The sequence below is a fragment of the Embleya australiensis genome (genome assembly GCF_051903075.1).
In the GTDB taxonomy this organism is placed as follows: Bacteria; Actinomycetota; Actinomycetes; order Streptomycetales; family Streptomycetaceae; genus Embleya.
Map to the genome: position 1 here is coordinate 1418104 of NZ_CP182422.1, position 20046 is coordinate 1438149.

Sequence of the window (20046 nt, forward strand, 5' to 3'; positions counted from 1 at the left end):
GCACACCGCGCCACCCACACCCCCAGGAGACGTCGATGCTCGACCTCGGGAGCGAACTCGCGGCATGGCGCCGGGCGGGAACGCCATACGCCCTGGCCACCGTCGTCGGCGTCGGCGGGAGCGCCCCCCGCCCCCCGGGCGCGGCGCTCGCGGTGGGCGCCGACGGCACGGTCGTCGGCAGCGTCTCCGGCGGGTGTGTGGAGGGTGCGGTGTACGAGTTGTGCCGCGAGGCGCTGGAGCGCGGCACCCCGGTGCTCCAGCGCTTCGGCTACAGCGACGAGGACGCCTTCGCCGTGGGGCTGACCTGCGGCGGAGTGCTCGACATCTTCGTACAACGCGCCGGCGACGCGACGGTGGAGGCGGCCCTGGCCGCGGCCGAACGGGACATCCCCGTGGCCGCGGCCCGCGTCGTGGCGGGACCGGCGGCGCTGGTGGGGCGGGCGATCACGGTCGTGGGCGCGGCGCGCGGAGTGGACCCCGCGGAGTCCGCGGTGACCGGTACGTTCGGCGCCGATCCCGCGCTGGACGCGTCCGTGGTCGCCGAGGCCCGAGCCATGCTCGCCTTGGGCCGCACCAGCCTGGTGACGCTGCGCCCGGACGGCCGCCCGTGTCCGGAGTCGGCCCCCGACGACGTCACCGTCTTCGTGGAGACCCGCACCCCGCCACCGCGCCTGCTCGTCTACGGCGCGATCGACTTCGCGGCGGCGGTGACCCGGATGGGCAACCTGCTCGGCTACCGGGTGACGGTGTGCGACGCGAGGGAGGTGTTCGCCACGCGGCGGCGTTTTTCCGACGCGGACGAGGTGATCGTGGACTGGCCGCACCGCCACCTGGCCTCGATCGCGAACACCCTCGACGCCCGCACGGTGATCACCGTCCTGACCCACGACCTGAAGTTCGACGTCCCGCTCCTGGACCTGGCGCTGCGCCTCGATGTGTCCTACGTCGGCGCCATGGGCTCGCGCCGCACCCACGAGGCGCGCCTGACCCGCCTGCGCGAAATCGGGCTCACCGAAAAGCAGTTGGCCGCGCTGCACTCCCCCATCGGCCTGGACCTCGGCGCCCGCACCCCCGACGAGACGGCCCTGTCCATCTTCGCCGAGGTGGTGGCCACCCGAACCGGCGCCACGGCCCGCCCCCTGCGCACCGCCACGGGCCCGATCCACCACGCGGCGGCCCGACTCCGCCACTGCGCTCCGGGGCCGAACTCCCCACCATCGCGTGAACCGCCGCGCGAGCAACGGCGATAGTCCAGGGTGTGCGCCTGTTTTTCGCGAACCGCCCCGACCCACCGCCCGTCACCGAGAACTCCGCCGACGCCGACCTGCTCGCCGCCGTCGCCACCGGCCGCCAGGAGGCGCTGCGCGTCCTGCACGCCCGCCACGCGCCCTGGTTGCGGGCCCGACTGGCGAGGCGCTGTGCCGACGCCGACCTCGTCGACGACGCGATCCAGGACACCTTTGTCGCGGTGTGGCGCGGAGCGGGCCGCTTCGATCCGGCCGGCGGCGAACCGGCCGCCTGGATCTGGACCATCGGCATCCGGCGGCTCGTCTCCCTGCTGCGGGTCCGGCGCATCCCCGTGGTCGAACTCGACGCCGACCACCCCACCACCGCCTCCGCCGAGGACCTGGTCCTGCTGGGCGTCGAGCACACCGACGTGGGCGCAGCGATCGCCCGGCTCTCCCCCGAGTTGCGCGCGGTGATCGAGGCCACCGTGCTGGACGGACTCAGCACCGGCGAGGCCGCCCGGCTCTTGGGGATACCGCAGGGCACCGTGAAGACCAGGGCGATGCGGGCCCGGGCCCGGCTGAGGGAGTTGCTGACATGAGCGCCTGGCACATCCCCGAACCGCTGCTGACCCGCTATCTGAGCGGCGGGCTGCCCGTCGCGCACGTGATGTCGATCGAAGCCCACCTGGCCGGCTGCCCGAGCTGTCGCGCGCACGTCCCGGTCGACCCCGACTGGCTGGCCCGCTCCTGGGCCGGTATCGATGCCGCGATCGACCGACCGCCGTGGCCGGAACGGGCGTTGGCCCGCCTGGGCGTGCGCCCGCACGTGGCCCGCCTGTTGACCGCGACGCCCGCACTCAGCCGGGCCTGGCTGCTCGCGGTGATCGCGGTACTGGCCTTCGGCACCGCCGCCGCGCACCTGGCCGGCGACACCCCGGGGGTCCTGCTCGCCTTCCTGGTCGGCGCGCCGGTGTTGCCACTCGCCGGCGTGGCGCTGGCCTACGGCCCGGGCGTGGACCGGGCCTACGAGGTGCAGGCGGCCACCCCGCTCGCCGGATCCCGCCTGCTGTTCCTGCGCGCGGGCGCCGTCCTGGTCACCGCCGCCGCGCTCACCGGCCTCGCCGCGCCCTTCCTGCCGGGACCCGCCGGCCTGGGCGCCGCGTGGCTGCTGCCCGCACTCGCGCTGACCCTGGCCTGCCTCGCGATCGGCACCCGCCTGCCGCTGCCGATCGCGGCGGGCGGCCTGACCCTGGGCTGGGTCGCCGTGGTGCTCGGCACCCAACGGGTCGACCGATACCTGCTGTTCGCCCCCGTCGCCCAGGCCGGCTGGGCCTGCGCGGTGCCGCTGTTGGCGCTCGTCGTGTACGCCCGTCGCCGCCGGCTCGATCCCGGTTCCCCGTCCGCCACACCGCGCCTTCGGAGCATGCGATGACCACCACGACCACCACCGTGCGCGTGAGCGCGCTGCGCAAACGCTACGGATCCCGGGCGGTGTTGGCCGGGCTCGACCTGAGCCTTGGCGTCGGGGTGACCGGACTGCTCGGGCCCAACGGCGCGGGCAAGACCACGCTTATCCGCTGCCTGGCCACCACTCTCGCCCCGGACGAGGGCTGGATCGAGGCGCTCGGCCTGAACCCGGCCGTCGCCGATGAGCGCACCGAACTGCGGCGTCGACTGGGCTACTTGCCGCAATCGCCCGGCTTCTATCCGCACTTCACCGCGTTCGACCTGGTCGACTACGTCGCCGTGCTCAAGGATCTGACCGATCGTCGGGAACGGCACCGCGAGGTCCGTCGGGTGCTCGACGAGGTGGACCTGGGCGATCGGGCCGACACGAAGGTGCGCAGGCTCTCCGGCGGCATGAAGCAGCGCCTCGCGCTGGCCCAGGCGCTGCTCGGCGCACCCGAGTTGGTGATCCTCGACGAGCCGACGGTCGGCCTCGACCCGGACCAGCGCATGCGGTTTCGCTCGCTGGTCTCCCGGCTCGGCGAGCGACTGACCGTGGTGTTGTCCACGCATCAGACCGAGGACGTCGCCGCGTTGTGCGAGCGGGTGATCGTGCTGGCCGCGGGTCGGGTGGTGTTCACCGGCACCCCGGCCACTCTGGCCGCGAGTGCGGCGGATCGGGTCTGGCGCACCGGGGAGCGTCCGGCCGAGGGGCGCTACTGGCGCACGGCGGACGGGAGTTACCGGGTGCTGGGCGATCCGCCGCCGGGCGGGGTGCCCGATGAGCCGACGGTGGAGGACGGCTACCTGCTGTGCCTGGACGCGGTCGACCCGGCGGCGATCCGATGACCCTGTTCCGGCTGGAGCTCCGCCGGCTCGCGACGCACCCGTTGCCGTGGTTGTCGGCGATCGCGGCGCCGGCGCTGCAACTGAACGACGTGCACGATCGGGCGCCGGACCTGACCGTGGAATCGGTGCAACTGGCGGGGTACGGGCTGCTGATCGCGGCCTGCGTGTTGTTCGTGACCAACGCCGCCGCCGCGCGCGATCGACGCCACGGGACCACCGAGGCGTTCGACGCGCTGCCGTGTCGACCCGAGGCCCGTACCCGCGCGGTGGCGCTGGCCGGGATGGTGGTCGGGGCCCTGCTCGCGGCGGCGGCATGCGGGGTGTACCTGGCCGTGCGCCGAGTGCAGGGCAACGTCGCCGGGCGGCTCGACCCGTTCGAACCGCTCGCGCTGGTCGCGGCGACGGCGTTGGCCGCCGTCCTGGGCGTGGTGTTGGCCCGGTGGCTGCCGTCGTTGATCGCCACGCCGATCGTGGTGGTCGTGCTCGCCCTGGCCACGCTGCTCAACCGCAATCGGCCCGAGTTGGGCTTCGGCGGATTCGGCGCCTGGTTCCTGCCGATCGTGCTGCGTCAGCGGCCCGACTGGCCGAGTCGGCCCAGTGCTCTGCACCTGGTGTACCTGGTCGCGGCGGTGGTGGCCTGCTGCGCGTTGGCCCTGCTCCGGCACGGGAGGCGGCCGGGGCGGCTCGCGGTGCTCGGCGTCGCCCTCGCGGTCGCGGTGCCCGCCGGCGCGGTGGCCACGGCGCGCGCCGAGGATCCGTCCACCATCCCGCCGGGCCGCAGCCCCCGGCCCGGCGTGGCGGCCGTCGACCATCGGGTCCGGGCACACTGGTTCGGCCCCGACGCCCAGCGCTGCGAGGTCCGCGACGGGGTCACCTATTGCGCGTTCCGCGACTACACGGCGTGGATCCCGTTGTGGGCGGGGGCGGTCGGCCCGGTCGCCGCCGGTCTGCCCGCCGCGGCGCGCGGGCGACTGCCGGTGGTGCGTCAGGTGACCGGGACGTGGTCGTGGTTCGTGGACCGGCCGCCGCACTCGGTGGAGACCGGCCTGATCTGGGTCCGCTCCCCCGCCTACCGGATCATGCTCGCGGGCGGGTTCGCCGCCGAGGCGACCGGGCTGGGCCCCGAGGGCTGCGACGCCCGGGGCCGGGCCGGCACGGTGGTCGCGCTGTGGTTGCTCGGCCGGGCCGGATACCCGATCGAGCCCGAACCGGTGCGGATGGACCTGATCCGCGAATGGACGGTGGGCCGCTCGAACCCGCTCGGTCGCGACTACGGGCAGGCCGAGGTGACCTATGCCCGGCGACTGCTCGCCGATCCGGGCGCGCGGGAGCGGATCGGAGCGCACTGGGACACCCTCGTGAAGTCGCCGCTCGCCGACGCCCTGCCGCTCCTCGGCCTCACCGCCGACACCCCGATCCCGGCCGCCGGGGAGCAACCGTGCGCCTGATTCCCGACCGGCGGGTACGGCCCGCCCGGCGCGCGCTCCCCGCCCCGGACACCTCCCGCGGCCCACGCGCCGGCCGTACCCTGCGCACCGCCCGCGCCCTGCTGCCCACCGTGGTCCGGGCGATCGACTGGATCCCGTTCCTCGCCGTCGCCCCGATCGCCGTCTGGGTGGCCGCGGTGGGCGCGCCGAGGCCCGACGAGGCGGTGACGTGTCTGCGGGTCGCGGCCGTCCTGCTCGGCGCCGCCTCGGCCGTCGCGCCGCTCGACCCGATGGAGTCGAGCACCGCCGCCCTCCCGGTCCCCCGCGCGCTGCGCCAGGGTCTGCGCACCCTCGTCGCGCTGCTCCCGATCGCCCTCGTCTGGGGCGTGGCGGCCGTCGTGGTCACCCGGCGCTCGCCCGCCGCGCTGCCCTGGGTCGGCCTGACCCTGGAGGCCGCCGTGCTCGCCGTCGCGACCGTGGCCGCCGCCGCATGGGCCGTCCACCGCGTGCCCGGCAGGACCGCCGCGCTCATCGCGATCGGCACTGTGCTGACCCTGGTCACCGCGACCTTGGCGCTGCCCATCTCACCGTGGCCCGAAGCGGGTGCGCCCGACTGGACCGGCATCCACCTCGCCTGGGCCGCCGCGCTCCCGGTCGCCGTACTCGTCCTGCTGCGGGCCAACCACCGCCCGTTCGGCCGGTTGGGCTGACCCACCGGAGCCGACCCGCCCACCCACGCCGCGAGGCCCCCGGCGCACCGGGGGCCTCGCGGTTGCCCGACTCCGTCGCATGCGGCGACCGGGCGGGCCCTGCGATCAGTCCCGCTTGAGCGAGCCCTTGATCTTGTTGATCGCCTCGTTGGCCTTGTCCTTGGCGCCTTCGACGGCCTGCTTGGCCTTGGCCGAGCCCTGATCCTGTTGGCCCTCGTCCCGCAGGTCCTCGTTGCCGGTCGCCTCGCCGACCTTCTCCTTGGCCTGGCCGGCTGCGTCCTGGGCCTTGTTGCGGATGTTGTCGTCGATGCCCATGTCTCGGGTCTCCTGTCGCGGTAGACCGCGCGCGTCCGTTGATCGCGCGACGTCCGGCCCGATCTATAACCGGAAACGACCGGTTTGACACCCATACATATTCTTCGTGATCTTTCTCATCCGGTCACCGGCGCCGCACACGGGGTAGTTTCTCCCGCTCATCGGGCCCGCGAGATCTCGACGTTCTCCAGGACTCCCAGGGCGTCCGGGACCAGTACCGCCGCCGAGTAGTAGGCGGTGACCAGGTAGGAGATCAGCGCCTGCTCGTTGATGCCCATGAAGCGCACCGACAGGCCCGGCTGGTACTCGTCGGGCAGGCCGGTCTGGTGCAGACCCACCACACCCTGGTCGTCCTCGCCGGTACGCATCACCAGGATCGAACTGGTGCGCTCCGCCGAGATCGGGATCTTGTTGCACGGGAAGATCGGCACGCCGCGCCAGGCCGGGATCTGGTTGCCGCCCACGTCGACCGTGGTCGGGTACAGGCCGAGCCGGCTGCACTCGCGGCCGAACGCGGCGATCGTGCGCGGGTGGGCCAGGAAGAGCCTGGAGCCGCGTCGCCGGCTGAGCAGCTCGTCCATGTCGTCGGGGGTGGGCGGGCCGGTCTGGGCCTGGATGCGCTGGTCGTAGTCGGCGTTGTGCAGCAGCCCGAACTCGCGGTTGTTGATCAGCTCGTGTTCCTGGCGCTCGCGCAACGCCTCGATGGTCAGCCGCAATTGTTGCTCGATCTGATCCATCGGGTGGTTGTACAGATCCGCGACCCGGCTGTGCACCTTGAGCACGGTCTGCGCGGCGCTCAACTCGTATTCGCGCGGCTTGAGTTCGTAGTCCACGAAGCTGCCGGGCAGCAGCGCCTCGCCGCGGTGGCCGGCGGACATCGGGATCTCCGCCTCGCCCTTGGCGTTCTGCGGCCGACCGGTGTCCTCGGCGTATTCGGCCAGGTGCGTGCGCAACGCGTCGGCCTGCACCGCGTCGAACGCCTCCCGGGTCATCTCCAGCACGATCACCGAGGTGGCCGCGGTGGCCGTGTACCCCCACGTCGCGTCCCGGTCGACGAGCATGCGCTCGCCGAAGTGGTCGCCGTCGCCGTGCAGTCCGAGCACGGTGCGGTCGCCGTAGCGGCCCTCGCCGAACCGGTTGATCTTGCCGTGCACGACCAGGAAGACCCGGTCGGTCGGCTCCCCCAGGGTCGCCAGCGTCTCCCCCGCCGCGAACTCCCGCCGCACGAACCGGTCCGCCAGCGCGCGCAGCACCTCCTCGTTTTCGAACCCGCGCAGCGGCGCCAGCTCGCCCAACTCCGCTGGGATCACCCGCACATCGGAACCGGTCTGAACGAACTGGACCCGACCATCCCCCACCCGGTAGCTCAGCCGTCGGTTGACCCGGTATGTACCACCCGATACCTGGACCCACGGCAACATCTTCAGCAGCCATCGCGACGTGATGTCCTGCATCTGCGGGACGGTCTTGGTGGTCGTCGCGAGATTTCGCGCCGCCTCCGTCGCAAGACTCGAACGGGCCTGCGTGTCCTGGGCGTCACCTTCCGTGCGCGCCCCAGCATCGATCGACAACGATTCCGCCTCCCCTGGATGAACCCGTTTGCGCGGTCAATCGTTGCCGTTGCGCCGACGGCCGGCCATTACCCGAACGAGTGAGACTGGTAGGGGTGCGAATTGGCTAAGTAGCTCTGACGGAGGCTTCTCCGGGATCCGCTCGCTCGTCTCGGAACCGACTCCCCGTCGGCCGGCGCGTGCGCTATGCCGGTCCGGCGGTGTGGAAGCGGTCGCGCAGTGCGGTCAGGGCCGCCTCGGTGAGTCGGCCCGGCAGCCGCAGGCGGGCCACCCCGCCGTCCGGGAAGACCTCGATGCGTACGTGCGTGACCGGGGGCGCGTCGGTGAAGCGGAATCGGTGTCGGGTGTCCGGCTGGACCCGGGTGCGCGGCAGCAGTTCGAACCAGGCGTCGGGATCCACGCCCGCGTCGCTGCCGGCCAGCGCGACCCAACCCGGCGCGTTCCCCAGGTAGTTGTCGATGTCGATCTCGGCGCCCAGGAGTTCGGCCCGTCCGACCAGGCGCAGCCGCACCCAGTCGTGGCCGTCGTCGCGCCGCCGGCGGGTCTCCCAGCCCTCGCCCATCACCCGCGAGCGGCCCGGCGCGTTGAGGTTGTGCGGCGAGGAGAAGTAGCGGTCGCTGGCCGCCTCGGCGACCCCGCCGTACTCCTGCGCCGCGAGGTCCACGGTGAGCCCGTCGAGCCAGGCCGGATCCGGCACCGCCTCGCCGTGCACGCGCAGTCGGGCCACCCCTCCGTCGGGGAAGATGTTCAGCCGTACGTGGGTGAACCGACGTGCCACGGCGACCTCGAAGGGATGCGCGGTGTCGCCCCGCAACTCGGTGCGGGCGACGATCGTGGTCCATACGACCGCCGGGTCGAGCAGTTCCTCGACCGAGGGTGTGCCGGGCACGGAGGCGGCCTCGACCGAGGCGCCCGGCGGAAAGTTCCCGGTGAAGAACGCGGTGTCGATCACGACCCCGCGCACGATGCCGGGCACGCCCAGGCGCACGATCGCCCAGTCGTGCGCGTCCGGTTCGGGGTGCGGGTGCGCGGCCGAGGGGCCGCGCCGGCGGCGGGTCTCCCAGCCGTCCATGATCTGCCCTCTGGGGCCGAACGTGTGCGGCGCGAAGACCGGCGGCTCGGCCCGGAGCAGGTTCTCCTTCTCGGCGAACCACTCGTCGTTGGCGGCGACCACGCCGGCGCCGAGCGCGCGCGAGGCCAGATTGACGTACGCGGTGAAGTCGGTGGTCATGGGGAATCTCCTCGCCCGGAACGGGAGTCGACAACCGCGGGCGGGCGCTCGCGGCTATGGGAGAGCGCTCGGGGGAGGCGGGCCGTGGCCGCGCAGCCGGCGCATGGCCGGGGTGATCACGCGGCCGTCCCCACGCGGTCCAGGAGGCGTCCGCGCGGGGTGCCGTGTACGTCCACGGGCGCGCCCGCGAGCCATGTGGTGCGGACCACGCCGGTGAGCGTGCGGCCGGTGTAGGGGGTGGCCGGATTGCGGTGGTGCAGCCCGCCCGGATCCACCGTGAACACCGCGTCCGGGTCGAACGCGACCAGGTCCGCGTCGTATCCGGGCGCGATCGTGCCCTTGCGGGCCAGGCCGACCAGGTGCGCCGGCCCGGTCGACATCAGCGCGACCACCTTCGCCAGCGCCAGGCCGCGCGCCCGGGCCTCGGTCCACACCGTGGGCAGGCCCAGTTGCAGCGACGCGATGCCGCCCCACGCGGCGGCGAAGTCGCCGACGTCGAGCCGCTTGAGGTCGGTGGTGCACGGCGAGTGGTCGGAGACCACGGCGGCGAACGCGCCCGCCTCGACCCCGCGCCACAGCCGCTCGCGGTTGTCCTCGGAGCGGATCGGCGGGCAACACTTGAACGTGGTGTCGCCGGCCGGCACCCCCTCGGCGACCAGGGTCAGATAGTGCGGACAGGTCTCGGCGGTGACCACGACCCCGTCCGCACGGGCGGCGGCGAGCAGCGGCAGTACGTCCGCCGAGGACACGTGCAGCACGTGCACCCGCGCGCCGGTGCGCTTGGCGGTGTCCAGGAGTTGCCCGACGGCGACCGTCTCCGCAGCGTCGGGTCGGGAGGCGAGGAAGTCGGCGTAGGCCCGACCGGGCACCTGCGGCGCGGCGTCCAGGACCTGCGGCGCCTCGGCATGGATGATCGCGAGCGCGCCCAGCCGGGCCTGTTCGGTCAGCGCCTCGGCCAGCTCGGCGGCGTTCACGTGCGGGAACTCGTCCACGCCGGAGGGCGCCAGGAAGCTTTTGAACCCGTACACGCCGGCCCGGTACAGCGCGGCCAACTCTCCCGTGTTGCCCGGGATCGCCCCGCCCCAGAAGCCCACGTCCACGTACACCCGCCCGCGGGCGGCGTCCCGCTTGATCCGCAGCGCGTCGACCGTGACGGTGGCCGGGATCGAGTTCAGCGGCATGTCGATCAGCGTGGTCACCCCGCCGGCGGCCGCGGCCCGGGTGGCGCTGGTGAAGCCCTCCCACGCGGTGCGGCCCGGCTCGTTGATGTGTACGTGGGTGTCCACCAGGCCCGGCAGCAGGGCTACCTCGCCCAGATCCTCGACCGGCGCGCCGCCGACGGCGGTGCCGTGGGGCAGCACCTCGGCGATCCGGTCGCCGGCCACGACCACGTCGGCCGGCCGCTCGCCGTCCGGGGTGAGCACCCGGCGCGAGCGCAGCACGAGGGTGGGGGTGTGGGTCACGACGCGTCCTCCGATGCGGTGAGCAGGTCGCGGGCCAGCCGCTCGCCCGCGATCTCGGCGAGGGCGCCGGCGCGGGTCAGGCTGTCGGGGCCCAGGTCGGTCAGCGCGTAGGCGGCGACGATGCCGGCCGCGTCGAGTCGGTCCCGGCTCAACTCGACGCGGCCGCACACCACCGCCACGGGCACGCCCCGGGCCCGGGCGGCGGCGGCCACCCCGGCCGGTGCCTTGCCGTGCAGGGTCTGTGCGTCGAGGCTGCCCTCGCCGGTGACCACGAGCCGGGCCCCGTCGAGCAGTTCCGCGAAACCCAGGAGGTCGAGCAGCAGGCCGATGCCGGGGCGCACGGTCGCGCCGAGCAGTGCCAGCGCGCCGAATCCGGCGCCGCCGGCCGCTCCCGCGCCGGGGACGTCGGCCAGGTCCGGGGCGACCACCTCCGCCCAGCGCGCGAGGGCCGCGTCGAGCACGGCCACGTCGTCGGGGGTGGCGCCCTTCTGCGGCCCGTACACCGCCGCCGCGCCCTTGGGGCCGAGCAGCGGGTTGTCCACGTCCGAGGCGATCACCACCTCGACGCCGGCCAGCCGCGCGGCCAGGGCCGAGGCGCCGTCGATCCGGTCCAGGTCGCGCAGCGCGGCCCCGCCCCGGGGCAGGTCCGCCCCGGCCGCGTCGAGGAGGCGCACCCCCAGCGCCCGGGCCAGCCCCGAGCCGCCGTCGGTGGTGGCGGCGCCGCCCAGGCCGAGCACGATCCGGGTGCAGCCCAGTGCGAGCGCGCGGGCGATCAACTCGCCCACCCCGGTGGTGTCGGCGGTCAGCGGCTCGGGTCCGGCGGGCAGCCGGGCCGGCCCCGAGGCCTCGGCCAGTTCCACCACGGCGGTGGCGCCGCGCATCGCGAACGCCGCGTCGACGGGCAGCCCCGTGGGACCGCTCACCCGCGCCGGGATCCGGGTGAAGCCGGCCGCCACCGCGGCGTCGACCGTGCCCTCGCCGCCGTCGGCGACGGGCACCACGCGGATCCGTGCGTCCGGGCGTGCCCGGCGGATCCCGGCGCCGATCCGGGCCGCGGCCTCCGCCGCGGTCAGGGTCCCCTTGAACTTGTCGGGGGCCAGCACGACGACCGGGCCCATGCGCTGCTCCTTCGGGTGGGCTGTCGGGTGGGCTGTACAGAGGGCACAGTCAACTACGCGGTCGCCGTTTCGGGCAGGACCGACGGGGCCGGCAACCGCCCGGTGGCGCGGGCACGACACCGGAATGGGTCGACGCCACCGGGCGGAATCGATGGGAAGCCGCGGTCCGCTACGGCACCGGCTCGAATTCCTCGACCGCGTCGATCGCGGGCCCGTGCGGCGTGTTCGCCTCGCGCTCGATCATGATCTCCACCAGGACCGGCCGCGAGGTGCGTTGCGCCTCCTTGCGAGCCCATTCGATGCTCGGGCGGATGTCGCCCGGCTCGATCACCCGCTTGCCCGAACAGCCGTACGCCTCCATCAACTTGACGTTGTCGGTGCCGACCTCGTCGTAGTGGATGTCGACCTGGTAGTTCATCTCGTACGGGATCGACGCCTGCCGGATCAGGCCCAGATACTCGTTGTTGATCATGATGATCACGAACGGCACGTTGTACTGCGCCGCCACGGCCAGTTCCTCGACCAGATACTGGAAGCCGTAGTCGCCGACGATGCCGACCACCTCGGCGTCCGGATCGCTGTGCCCCAGCGCCTTCTTGACCCCGATCGCCGCCGGGATCTCCCAGCCGAGCGGGCCGGCCTGACCGCAGACCTGGTAGTGGCGCGGCTTGTACGCCTTCTGATGCTGGCCGCCCCAGATCTGGTAGAGCCCGATCGCGGTGACGAAGTAGGTGTTCGCGTCGAAGATCTCGTTGATCTCCTTGTACACGCGCGGCGCCTTGATCGGCACGGTGTCGAAGTCCTCGCGCCGGGTCAACGACGCGCGCAGCTCCCGGATCCGCGCGACCCACGCGCCCGCCTCGCGGCGGATGCCGCGCTCCTTGGCGCCGGCCAGGATCGCCTGGAGGAACAGCCGGGTGTCCGAGACGATGCCCAGGTCCGGCTCGAACACCTTGCCGATCTGGGTGGGTTCGATGTCGACGTGGATGAACTTCCGCTCCCCCCGGTACACATCGAGCGTGCCGGTGTGCCGGTCGCCGAAGCGGGCGCCGAGCGCGAGCACCAGGTCCGACTCCAGGAACGAGGCGTTGCCGTAGCGCTGCGAGGTCTGCACACCGGTCATCCCGCTGTAGAGCGTGTGGTCCTCGTCGATCGACCCCTTGCCCATCAGGGTGACCTGCACCGGGATCTGGAGCAGTTCGGCGAGTTCGACCAGTTCTTCGTGCGCCTCGCCGATGATCACCCCGCCGCCGGAGAGCAGCAGCGGGCGTTCGGCGGCGAGCAGCAGGTCCAACGCGGCGTCCACCCGCGGCTGGTGCGGGTGCACCTCGGTCACCGGCAGCGGCGCGTCCACCTCCGAGTCCCACCAGATCTCGTGGCGCTGCACGTCCAGCGGCAGGTCGATCAGCACCGGGCCCGGGCGGCCCGAGCGGGCCAGCCGAAACGCCTCACGGAAGATCCAGGGAGCCTGTGCGGCCTCCTTGACCTGCACCGACCACTTGGTCACCGGTTTGGCGATCTCCACGATGTCGACCGCCTGGAACGCCTCCTGGTGCAGCTTGCTCGACACGGCCTGACCGGTGATGCACACGATCGGGACCGAGTCGGCGAGCGCGGTGTACAGGCCGGTGATCATGTTGGTGCCGGCCGGACCGGAGGTGCCGATCGCGACGCCGACACCGCCGTTGGTCCGGGCCCAGCCGTCGGCCATGTGGGTCGCGCCCTCTTCGTGCCGGACGATCAGGTGCTCGATCCCGCCGACCGCCTCCAGGGCCGCGTAGAGCGGCAGGATGGCCGCGCCGGGGCAGCCGAACGCGGTGTCCACGCCTTCCGACTTCAGCACCTCCACCACGGCGTTCATGACCGGAACACGACGGGGTGCCATCAGTTGTCTCCCTGTTTCGAAACACTGTCCTCGGTGCCGGCGGTCGCCGAACCACCCTCGCGGGGACCGCCGTTGAGCCGTTCCAGGCCGAGCAGCAGACCGGAGTGGTCAAGCCCGCCGCCGCCCTGGGCGCGCAGCGACGCGACGAGTTGCGCGGTGAGTCCGGCGAGCGGCAGCACGAGGTCGAACTCGCGGGCCGACTCGGTGACGATGCCCATGTCCTTGTGGTGCAGGTCGATCCGGAATCCCGGCTCGAAGTCGCGGTCGCGCATCACCCGCCCCTTGCGGTCCAGGACGGTACTGCCGGCCAGTCCGCCGGCGAGCACCTTCAGCCCGGCCTCGGTGTCCACCCCGGCGCGCTCCAGGAACAGCAGTGCCTCGGCGACGAGTTGGATGTTGCCCGCGACGATCAGCTGGTTCGCGGCCTTGACCGTCTGTCCCGCGCCGTGCGGACCGACGTGCACGATCGTGCGGCCGAGCACCTCGAACAGCGGCAGTGCGGCGGCGAAGTCCCGCTCGGTGCCGCCGACCATGATCGAGAGCACCGCCTCGACCGCTCCCGCCTCGCCGCCGCTGACCGGCGCGTCCATCACCCGCAGCTCGCGCTCGGCGCCGGCCTCGGCCACCGCGATCGAGGTGCCGGGCTTGATCGAGCTCATGTCGATCACCAGCGTGCCGGGCGCGACAGTCTCCAGGACGCCGCCCGCGCCGAACATCACCCGCTCGACCTGCGGGTCGGCCGGGACCATGGTGATCACCACGTCCGCGTCGCGCACCGCGTCGGCGATACCCGCCGCGCCCTCGCCGCCGGCCGCGATCAGCCGGTCGATCGCGGCCCGCTCCAGGTCGTATCCGGTGACCCGGTGGCCGGCCCGGACCAGATGGGCCGCCATCGGGCCGCCCATGATGCCCAGTCCGATGAACCCGATCCGCCCGGTGTCCCCCGCGCCGGTCATCCGGTCCCTCCCTTGCTGCCGCGCAACTCGCGCGCGAGCCAGCCGAAGCTGTCCGCGGCGGCGCCGACCGGCTTGTATTCGAGGCCGACGCGCCCGGTGTACCCGGCGGCGACGAGTCGGCGGAACAGGTCGTCGAAGTCCATTTCGCCGGTGCCGGGTTGCCCCCGTCCGGGGGTGTCGGCGATCTGCACGTGGCCGAAGCGGTCGGCGTGGGCGTCGATCACCCCCGCCGGCGCCTCGCCGTTGCGGGCGAGGTGGTAGAAGTCGGCCAGGAGGGCCGTGTTGCCCAGACCGGTCTCGGCGTTCACCTTGTCCACCACGGCGAGCGCGTCGGCCGCGGTGACCAGCGGGTAGCGCGGGTTCTCCGGCGTGTTCAGCGCCTCGATCAGCACGGTCGCCCCGACCCGCTCGGCGGCGACGGCCGCCGACACCAGGTTCTCCAGGGCGAGTTCGTCCTGGGCGCGCGGATCCACGCCGTCCTCCCGGTTGCCGTACAGCGCGTTCAGCGCGCGGCAGCCCAGGCTCCCGGCGAAGCCGGTCGCGACGTCGATGTTGGCCCGGAAGCGCGCCGCCTCGGCGGGCCGGGACAGCAGGCCACGATCCCCGGCGGGCATGTCCCCGGCGTCGAAGTTCAGCCCGACCAGGGCGACGCCGGCGTCGCGGACGGCCCGGGCCAGCGCGTCCGACTCGGCGTCGGCGGGGGTCGGACCGGCGAAGGGCCACCACAGCTCGATCTCGGTGAAGCCGGCCTCGGCGGCGGCCGCGGGCCGTTCGAGGAGCGGGAGTTCGGTGAAGAGGATCGAGAGATTGACGTCGAAGCGCAGTTCGCGAGCGCTCACGGGATCACCTCTTCCACGTCGATTCCATAATGCGGAAGTAGTATTCTGCTCATCGAAATCATGCCACGTGGCTTCAACAGTTTGTCAAGGGTGGCGCGCGGCAGCCTGGCCTGCCGGGGATCGGCCGGCTAGGGTTCGGGCGTGCGATTGCGGATGGAGTTCTCGACCGAGCCGTTCGATCTGGACGGCGTGCCGGCCCATGCCCTGGAGGCCCGACGCGTGCTCGACGACGCGGGTCTCGACGTGGAGGTCGGCCCGTTCGGTACGACCGCCGAGGGCGAGGCCGAGGTGGTGCTCGCGGCGCTGGACCGGGTGTGCCGAGGCGCGTTCGGGGTCGGCGCGTCCCGCATCTCGATCCAGGTGACGACCGTGCCGCAGACATCGGGAGGCCGGGCGTGAGCGCCGCCGAACATCCCCTGTCCGCCGCGATCAAGCCCCTGGTGACCGCGATCGGCGCCGAGTTCGTCCCGGTCGGCGACGCCGGCCCCGAGGACGTCGTGCTCGACTGGGAGGGCCGCCCCGCCGTCGCCGTACGCCTGCCCGGCCTCGGCAGCGCCCTGGACCGCCTCCTGGGCGAGGCCGAACGCCAATACGGCCCGCTGGCCGACCTCGGCCGCGAGGACAAGCAGCGGGTGGTCCGCACCCTCGAACAACGCGGCGCGTTCACCATCCGCCACGGCGTCGAGACGGTGGCCGCGGCCCTCGGAGTGAGCCGCTTCACCGTCTACAACTACCTGAACCGCGACACGCGCCCCTGAACCGAGGCCCCACGATCGCTCCGATGACGCACTTCAACAAACTGTTGACGATCGGGATTCGCAACGCCTAGCGTTCCGGCCAGTGCCGACGCCGGGTACTCGCTCGGGCGTGGTGCTCACCTCTGGACTGGAGTACCCGCGGAGCGAGGAGGTCTCGACATGCCATCGACCCCAGGGCTGAAACGGCTCGAGGACGCGTCCACCGACGAGGGGATCCGACTGCTCGGAGAGGTATGCGCCAGTCGGGCCTGGATCGCGGGGGTGCTGGCCGGACGCCCCTACGCGGACCCGGAGGCGCTGTTCGCCGGCTCCGACGCGGCGACCGCCGCTCTCACCACCGACGATCTGCTGGAGGCGATCGACGGACACGCCGTGATCGGGCGCCCCCGGCACGACGATCCGCAGTCGACCCGCGAACAGGCGGGCGTACGGCAGGCGGACGACACACTGGCGGCCGAGCTGCGGGCCGGGAACATCGCGTACCGGGACCGGTTCGGGCGGGTCTTCCTGATCTGCGCGAGCGGGCGCGGCGCCGCGGCGATCCTGGCCGAACTGCGCCGGCGACTCGACAACGACCCGGCGACCGAGTGGGAGGTCACCCGCGAGGAGTTGCGGAAGATCAACCGCCTGCGCCTGGAAGGACTGATCCGCGCGTGATCTCCACCCACATCCTCGACACCAGCGAGGGCCGCCCGGCCTCCGACGTCCCCGTCGAGTTGTCCCGACGCACCGCCGACGGCACCTGGATCGTGCTCGGCACGTCCGCGACGAACGCCGACGGCCGCTGCCCGGACCTGCCGGCGCTCGGCGTCGACCCGGCCGCCGGCCCCGTCGACGTGCGCCTGGTCTTCGACGTCGGCGCCTACCGGCGCGCCCGCGGCGAGACGCCGTTCTTCCCGGAGGTCCGGGTGGTCTTCACCGCCGACCCCGAAACGCACTACCACGTACCGCTCTTGCTCAACCCGTACGGATACTCCGTTTATCGAGGGAGCTGACAACATGGCGACGGTGCTCGGGCAGAACCAGTACGGAAAGGCGGAGACCCGCGTCGTCCGGGTCCGCCGCGACACCGAGCGGCACGAGGTCAAGGACCTCAACGTCGGCGTCGCGCTGTCGGGCGACCTGTCCGACACCCACTTGACCGGCGGCAACGACAAGGTGCTGCCGACGGACACCATGAAGAACACCGTCTTCGCCTTCGCCCGCGAACACGGCATCGACTCCGCCGAGGCCTACGGGATACGGCTGGCCCGGCACTTCGTCGAATCGCAGCCGTCGATCACCCGGGCGCGGATCCGGATCGAGGAATACCCGTGGAACCGGATCACCTCGGCCCCGGGGCGCGATCGCTTCGTCGGCGCGGACGAGATCCGCCACTCGTTCGTCCGCGACGCGAGCGAGACCCGCACCACCGAGATCGTCTGGGAACACGGACGGGCGCGGGTGATCTCCGGGCTGAAGGACCTGGTCGTGATGAACACGACCGCCTCCGAATTCCGGGGCTACATCAAGGACCGCTACACCACCCTCCAGGAGGCGTACGACCGCATCCTGGCCACCAAGGTCAGCGCCCGCTGGCGGTTCTCCTTCGACGCCTCCGCCGGCGCGAGCGAACCGGACTGGGAACGCTCGTACACGCAGGTGCGCCGGCACCTGCTGGAAGCGTTCGCCGAGACCTACTCCTACTCGCTCCAGCAGAGCCTGTACGCGATGGCGGACCGGGTATTGACCCATCGGCACGAGGTGGACGAGGTCCGCCTGTCGCTGCCGAACAAGCACCACTTCCTGGTCGACATGGAGCAGATGGGCATCAAGAACGACAAGGAGGTGTACTACGCCGCCGATCGGCCCTACGGTCTGATCGAGGGCACGGTGCACCGCGAGGGTGTCACGCCACTGATCCCGGTGGACTGAACCCACCGACACCGCTGCCGCAAAGGGACCGCCGATGTCTGTCGACAACTCCACCGGCTCCACCGCCCCCGGGCGCGTCGTGATCGAGAACTGCGCGATCGCCACCGTCGACGCCGGGGACACCGAGTACGACTGCGGCCACGTCGTGGTCGCCGGCAACCGCATCGAGGCGGTCGGCGCCGGGCCCGCCCCCGCCGGCCTGGAACGGGTCGTGCGCCGCATCGACGGGACCGGGCACCTGGTCACCCCGGGCCTGGTCAACACCCACCACCACTTCTATCAATGGATCACGCGCGGCCTCGCGCAGGAGTGCAACCTCTTCGACTGGCTCGTCACGCTCTACCCCGTCTGGGCCGGGATCGACGACGAGATGTGCTACGCCGCGGCGCAGGGTTCGGCCGCCGCGCTGCTGCGTTCGGGCTGCACCACCTCCACCGACCACGCCTACGTCTTCCCCAAGGACGGCGGCGACATCCTGGGCGCGGAGATCCGCGCACTGGCCGAGTTGGGCATGCGGTTCCAACCCACCCGGGGGTCGATGGACCTGGGCGCTTCGCAGGGGGGACTGCCGCCGGACGCGTGCGTCGAGGACACCGACGCGGCGCTCGCCGCGACGGCCGAGGCGATCGACCGCTGGCACGACGCCTCCTTCGACGCGATGGTCCGGGTCACCGCCGCACCCTGCTCGCCGTTTTCCGTGACCCCCGAACTGCTGCGCGGGGCAGCCGAGTTGGCCCGCGCCAAGGGGGTTCGGCTGCACACCCACGGTGCCGAGACGGTGGAGGAGGAGGCGTTTTGCCGGGAACGATTCGGCATGGGGCCGACCGACTACCTGGAGAGCCTCGGCTGGTTGGGCGAGGACGTGTGGATGGCGCACTGCGTCCACATGGACGACTCGGACATCGCCAAGTTCGCCGGCACCGGCACCGGCGTGGCGCACTGCCCCTCCTCCAACGCCCGGATCGCGGCGGGCATCGCCCGGGTGCCGGACATGCTGGCCGCCGGCGTCCCGGTGGGCCTCGGCGTGGACGGCGCCGCCTCCAACGAGTCGGGGGAATTGGGTACCGAACTGCGCAACGCGCTGCTGGTCGCCCGACTGCGCGGCGGACCGGGCGCGTTGACGGTCCGTCAGGCGCTGCGCCTGGGCACCGCGGGCGGCGCGAAGGTGCTCGGCCGGGAGCACGAGATCGGCTCCCTGGAACCGGGCAAGCTCGCCGACCTGGCCATGTGGCGGGTGGACGACGTGCTGCACTCGGGCATCGCCGACCCGGTGGCCGCGCTGGTCCTGGGCGCCGCCGCCCCGCTGACCCTGCTGCTCGTGAACGGCCGCGAGGTGGTGGAGCACGGTCACCTGTCCCGGGTGGACGAGGAGGAGATCGCCCGCAACGTGAGCCGAGCGGCGGCCCGACTGCGCGCGAGGTAGCGCCCCGCGGCGGGCGGGGGTCAGTCCCGGGTCGCCGCCTTGGCCACCAGCGCCAGCGGTACCGTCGCGCACTGCGTCGCGGACGCCACCGTCATGGTCCGCACCCCGGTCCGCCCGGCGATGTCCACCAGCCGGGCCGCGTCGCACACGTAGGGCCGGGCGTGCGGGACGTCCCGGGCGCAGGTGGCCGCGTCGACGAAGGCCGCCAGCCACGGCTTGCCGTCCTGCCCGTGGATGAAGACCACCGACTCGGTGTCGTCGATCGCCACCACCACCCCGCCGGCCACGATCGCTGCGAGCAGGTCGGCGGGGTCGATCTCCCCGTCGGTGTCCTCCAGGACGGCGGCCAGGGCGGCGTTCTCGGCAGTCATACCGTGATCATATGGGCGCCGGCGGCTACGCCTCGCGCCCGAGCGTGTGCAGGTACGCCCGCCACCCGCCGAACTCGGTGATCTCCTTGTGCCGGCCGGACTCGGACTCGCCGCGGCGCAGGATCATCGAGAAGCAGGCCGAGCCGTCCTCCAGCTTGATGATCCCGAACTCCAACTCCGGCGGTTCGGTCGGCAGCAGGTTGTCCCGCAACACCTCGTCGGGGACCTCGTACACCTCGCCCGCGATCCGCGCCTCGCTCGTCGGGTCGGGCAGCAGTCCCGGGCAGCGGTCGCCGATCGAGAAGAAGCGGTATCCGGGAGCGGTGCGGGTCCGGGCGACCAGCGGCGCGCCCTCCAAGTGGTGGTGGAACGGGCCACCCTCCATCGCCTGACCATTGAGGAACATGCGGGCCATCGGCTGTCTCCTGTTCGAAATCGGCAGGGGTGCGGGGGAGGGTGCGGAACGGCCGGGCCCGTCCGATCGGACGCGCCCCACGACCGCCGGGATGGACCCGGCCGTTCCGCGCATGTGGGGAGATAC

At 72.8% G+C, this 20046-nt stretch carries 22 protein-coding genes; 12 read left to right on the forward strand and 10 right to left on the reverse strand.

From position 1 onward, the window contains the following. Positions 1-35 precede the first annotated feature (35 nt). Genes ACMXN5_RS05810 through ACMXN5_RS05835 form a run of 6 tightly spaced genes read left to right on the forward strand, consistent with a single transcriptional unit; the run spans position 36 to position 5661 of the window. Entirely contained in the window at positions 36-1250 is a 1215-nt protein-coding gene (locus ACMXN5_RS05810; protein ID WP_439674325.1) for an XdhC family protein, read from the forward strand. 8 nt (positions 1251-1258) lie between these two features. Further along, positions 1259-1828, forward strand: a complete 570-nt coding sequence (locus ACMXN5_RS05815; RefSeq protein WP_439674326.1) for an RNA polymerase sigma factor — start codon at positions 1259-1261, stop codon at positions 1826-1828. Then, a complete protein-coding gene (locus ACMXN5_RS05820; protein ID WP_439674327.1) occupies positions 1825-2661 on the forward strand; it encodes a zf-HC2 domain-containing protein in 837 nt (278 codons plus the stop codon). Before ACMXN5_RS05815 ends, ACMXN5_RS05820 begins: the two co-directional genes overlap by 4 nt. Next, positions 2658-3524, forward strand: coding sequence for an ATP-binding cassette domain-containing protein (locus ACMXN5_RS05825; RefSeq protein WP_439674328.1), 867 nt, complete (start codon positions 2658-2660; stop codon positions 3522-3524). Before ACMXN5_RS05820 ends, ACMXN5_RS05825 begins: the two co-directional genes overlap by 4 nt. Beyond that, positions 3521-4972 (forward strand): hypothetical protein, encoded by a 1452-nt coding sequence (locus ACMXN5_RS05830; protein WP_439674329.1) that lies wholly within the window; start codon positions 3521-3523, stop codon positions 4970-4972. The genes ACMXN5_RS05825 and ACMXN5_RS05830 overlap by 4 nt, the downstream gene beginning before the upstream one ends. After that, positions 4963-5661 carry a hypothetical protein gene (locus tag ACMXN5_RS05835; RefSeq protein WP_439674330.1) on the forward strand — a complete coding sequence of 233 codons (699 nt, stop codon included), beginning with the start codon at positions 4963-4965 and terminating at the stop codon, positions 5659-5661. The genes ACMXN5_RS05830 and ACMXN5_RS05835 overlap by 10 nt, the downstream gene beginning before the upstream one ends. 105 nt (positions 5662-5766) lie before the next feature. Here ACMXN5_RS05835 and ACMXN5_RS05840 read toward each other — a convergent pair whose 3' ends face one another. The 8 genes from ACMXN5_RS05840 to ACMXN5_RS05875 form a co-directional block, all read right to left on the reverse strand. Then, positions 5767-5976 (reverse strand): CsbD family protein, encoded by a 210-nt coding sequence (locus ACMXN5_RS05840; RefSeq protein ID WP_078978080.1) that lies wholly within the window; start codon positions 5974-5976, stop codon positions 5767-5769. A gap of 158 nt (positions 5977-6134) precedes the next feature. Then, complete coding sequence (locus tag ACMXN5_RS05845; RefSeq protein WP_439674331.1) at positions 6135-7430, reverse strand: family 2B encapsulin nanocompartment shell protein; 1296 nt, start codon at positions 7428-7430, stop codon at positions 6135-6137. 301 nt (positions 7431-7731) lie between these two features. Beyond that, on the reverse strand, positions 7732-8778 hold the full coding sequence (gene alc, locus ACMXN5_RS05850) for an allantoicase (protein ID WP_439674332.1): 1047 nt from the start codon (positions 8776-8778) through the stop codon (positions 7732-7734). A 116-nt stretch (positions 8779-8894) separates the two neighbouring features. Next, the gene (allB, locus tag ACMXN5_RS05855; RefSeq protein WP_439674333.1) at positions 8895-10241 is read right to left on the reverse strand and encodes an allantoinase AllB; all 1347 of its coding nucleotides are present in this window, start codon (positions 10239-10241) and stop codon (positions 8895-8897) included. Then, a complete protein-coding gene (locus ACMXN5_RS05860; protein ID WP_439674334.1) occupies positions 10238-11359 on the reverse strand; it encodes a glycerate kinase in 1122 nt (373 codons plus the stop codon). Before ACMXN5_RS05860 ends, allB begins: the two co-directional genes overlap by 4 nt. Before the next feature lie 169 nt (positions 11360-11528). Further along, on the reverse strand, positions 11529-13244 hold the full coding sequence (gene gcl, locus ACMXN5_RS05865) for a glyoxylate carboligase (RefSeq protein WP_439674335.1): 1716 nt from the start codon (positions 13242-13244) through the stop codon (positions 11529-11531). Then, a complete protein-coding gene (locus tag ACMXN5_RS05870) occupies positions 13244-14200 on the reverse strand; it encodes a 2-hydroxy-3-oxopropionate reductase (protein ID WP_439674336.1) in 957 nt (318 codons plus the stop codon). The genes gcl and ACMXN5_RS05870 overlap by 1 nt, the downstream gene beginning before the upstream one ends. Further along, positions 14197-15039: a hydroxypyruvate isomerase family protein gene (locus ACMXN5_RS05875; protein WP_439674337.1), complete on the reverse strand. Its 843-nt coding sequence runs from the start codon at positions 15037-15039 to the stop codon at positions 14197-14199. Before ACMXN5_RS05875 ends, ACMXN5_RS05870 begins: the two co-directional genes overlap by 4 nt. A gap of 141 nt (positions 15040-15180) precedes the next feature. Here ACMXN5_RS05875 and ACMXN5_RS05880 point away from each other — a divergent pair, with 141 nt between their 5' ends. From ACMXN5_RS05880 to ACMXN5_RS05905, 6 genes are all read left to right on the forward strand, one after another. Next, positions 15181-15438: a thiamine-binding protein gene (locus tag ACMXN5_RS05880; RefSeq protein WP_439674338.1), complete on the forward strand. Its 258-nt coding sequence runs from the start codon at positions 15181-15183 to the stop codon at positions 15436-15438. After that, positions 15435-15797, forward strand: a complete 363-nt coding sequence (locus tag ACMXN5_RS05885; protein WP_439674339.1) for a helix-turn-helix domain-containing protein — start codon at positions 15435-15437, stop codon at positions 15795-15797. Before ACMXN5_RS05880 ends, ACMXN5_RS05885 begins: the two co-directional genes overlap by 4 nt. A gap of 159 nt (positions 15798-15956) precedes the next feature. Beyond that, the gene (gene uraD / locus ACMXN5_RS05890; RefSeq protein ID WP_439674340.1) at positions 15957-16454 is read left to right on the forward strand and encodes a 2-oxo-4-hydroxy-4-carboxy-5-ureidoimidazoline decarboxylase; all 498 of its coding nucleotides are present in this window, start codon (positions 15957-15959) and stop codon (positions 16452-16454) included. Continuing rightward, the gene (gene uraH, locus ACMXN5_RS05895; protein WP_439674341.1) at positions 16451-16792 is read left to right on the forward strand and encodes a hydroxyisourate hydrolase; all 342 of its coding nucleotides are present in this window, start codon (positions 16451-16453) and stop codon (positions 16790-16792) included. Before uraD ends, uraH begins: the two co-directional genes overlap by 4 nt. A 4-nt stretch (positions 16793-16796) precedes the next feature. After that, a complete protein-coding gene (pucL, locus tag ACMXN5_RS05900) occupies positions 16797-17711 on the forward strand; it encodes a factor-independent urate hydroxylase (protein ID WP_439674342.1) in 915 nt (304 codons plus the stop codon). Between the two features lie 34 nt (positions 17712-17745). After that, positions 17746-19134: an 8-oxoguanine deaminase gene (locus ACMXN5_RS05905; RefSeq protein WP_439674343.1), complete on the forward strand. Its 1389-nt coding sequence runs from the start codon at positions 17746-17748 to the stop codon at positions 19132-19134. Between the two features lie 20 nt (positions 19135-19154). On the opposite strand, the gene ACMXN5_RS05910 is transcribed toward ACMXN5_RS05905, so the two are convergent. Then, positions 19155-19505: a hypothetical protein gene (locus ACMXN5_RS05910; protein WP_439674344.1), complete on the reverse strand. Its 351-nt coding sequence runs from the start codon at positions 19503-19505 to the stop codon at positions 19155-19157. Positions 19506-19530: 25 nt separating this feature from the next. Beyond that, positions 19531-19920 carry an allophanate hydrolase-related protein gene (locus ACMXN5_RS05915; RefSeq protein WP_439674345.1) on the reverse strand — a complete coding sequence of 130 codons (390 nt, stop codon included), beginning with the start codon at positions 19918-19920 and terminating at the stop codon, positions 19531-19533. Between the last annotated feature and the right edge of the window lie 126 nt (positions 19921-20046).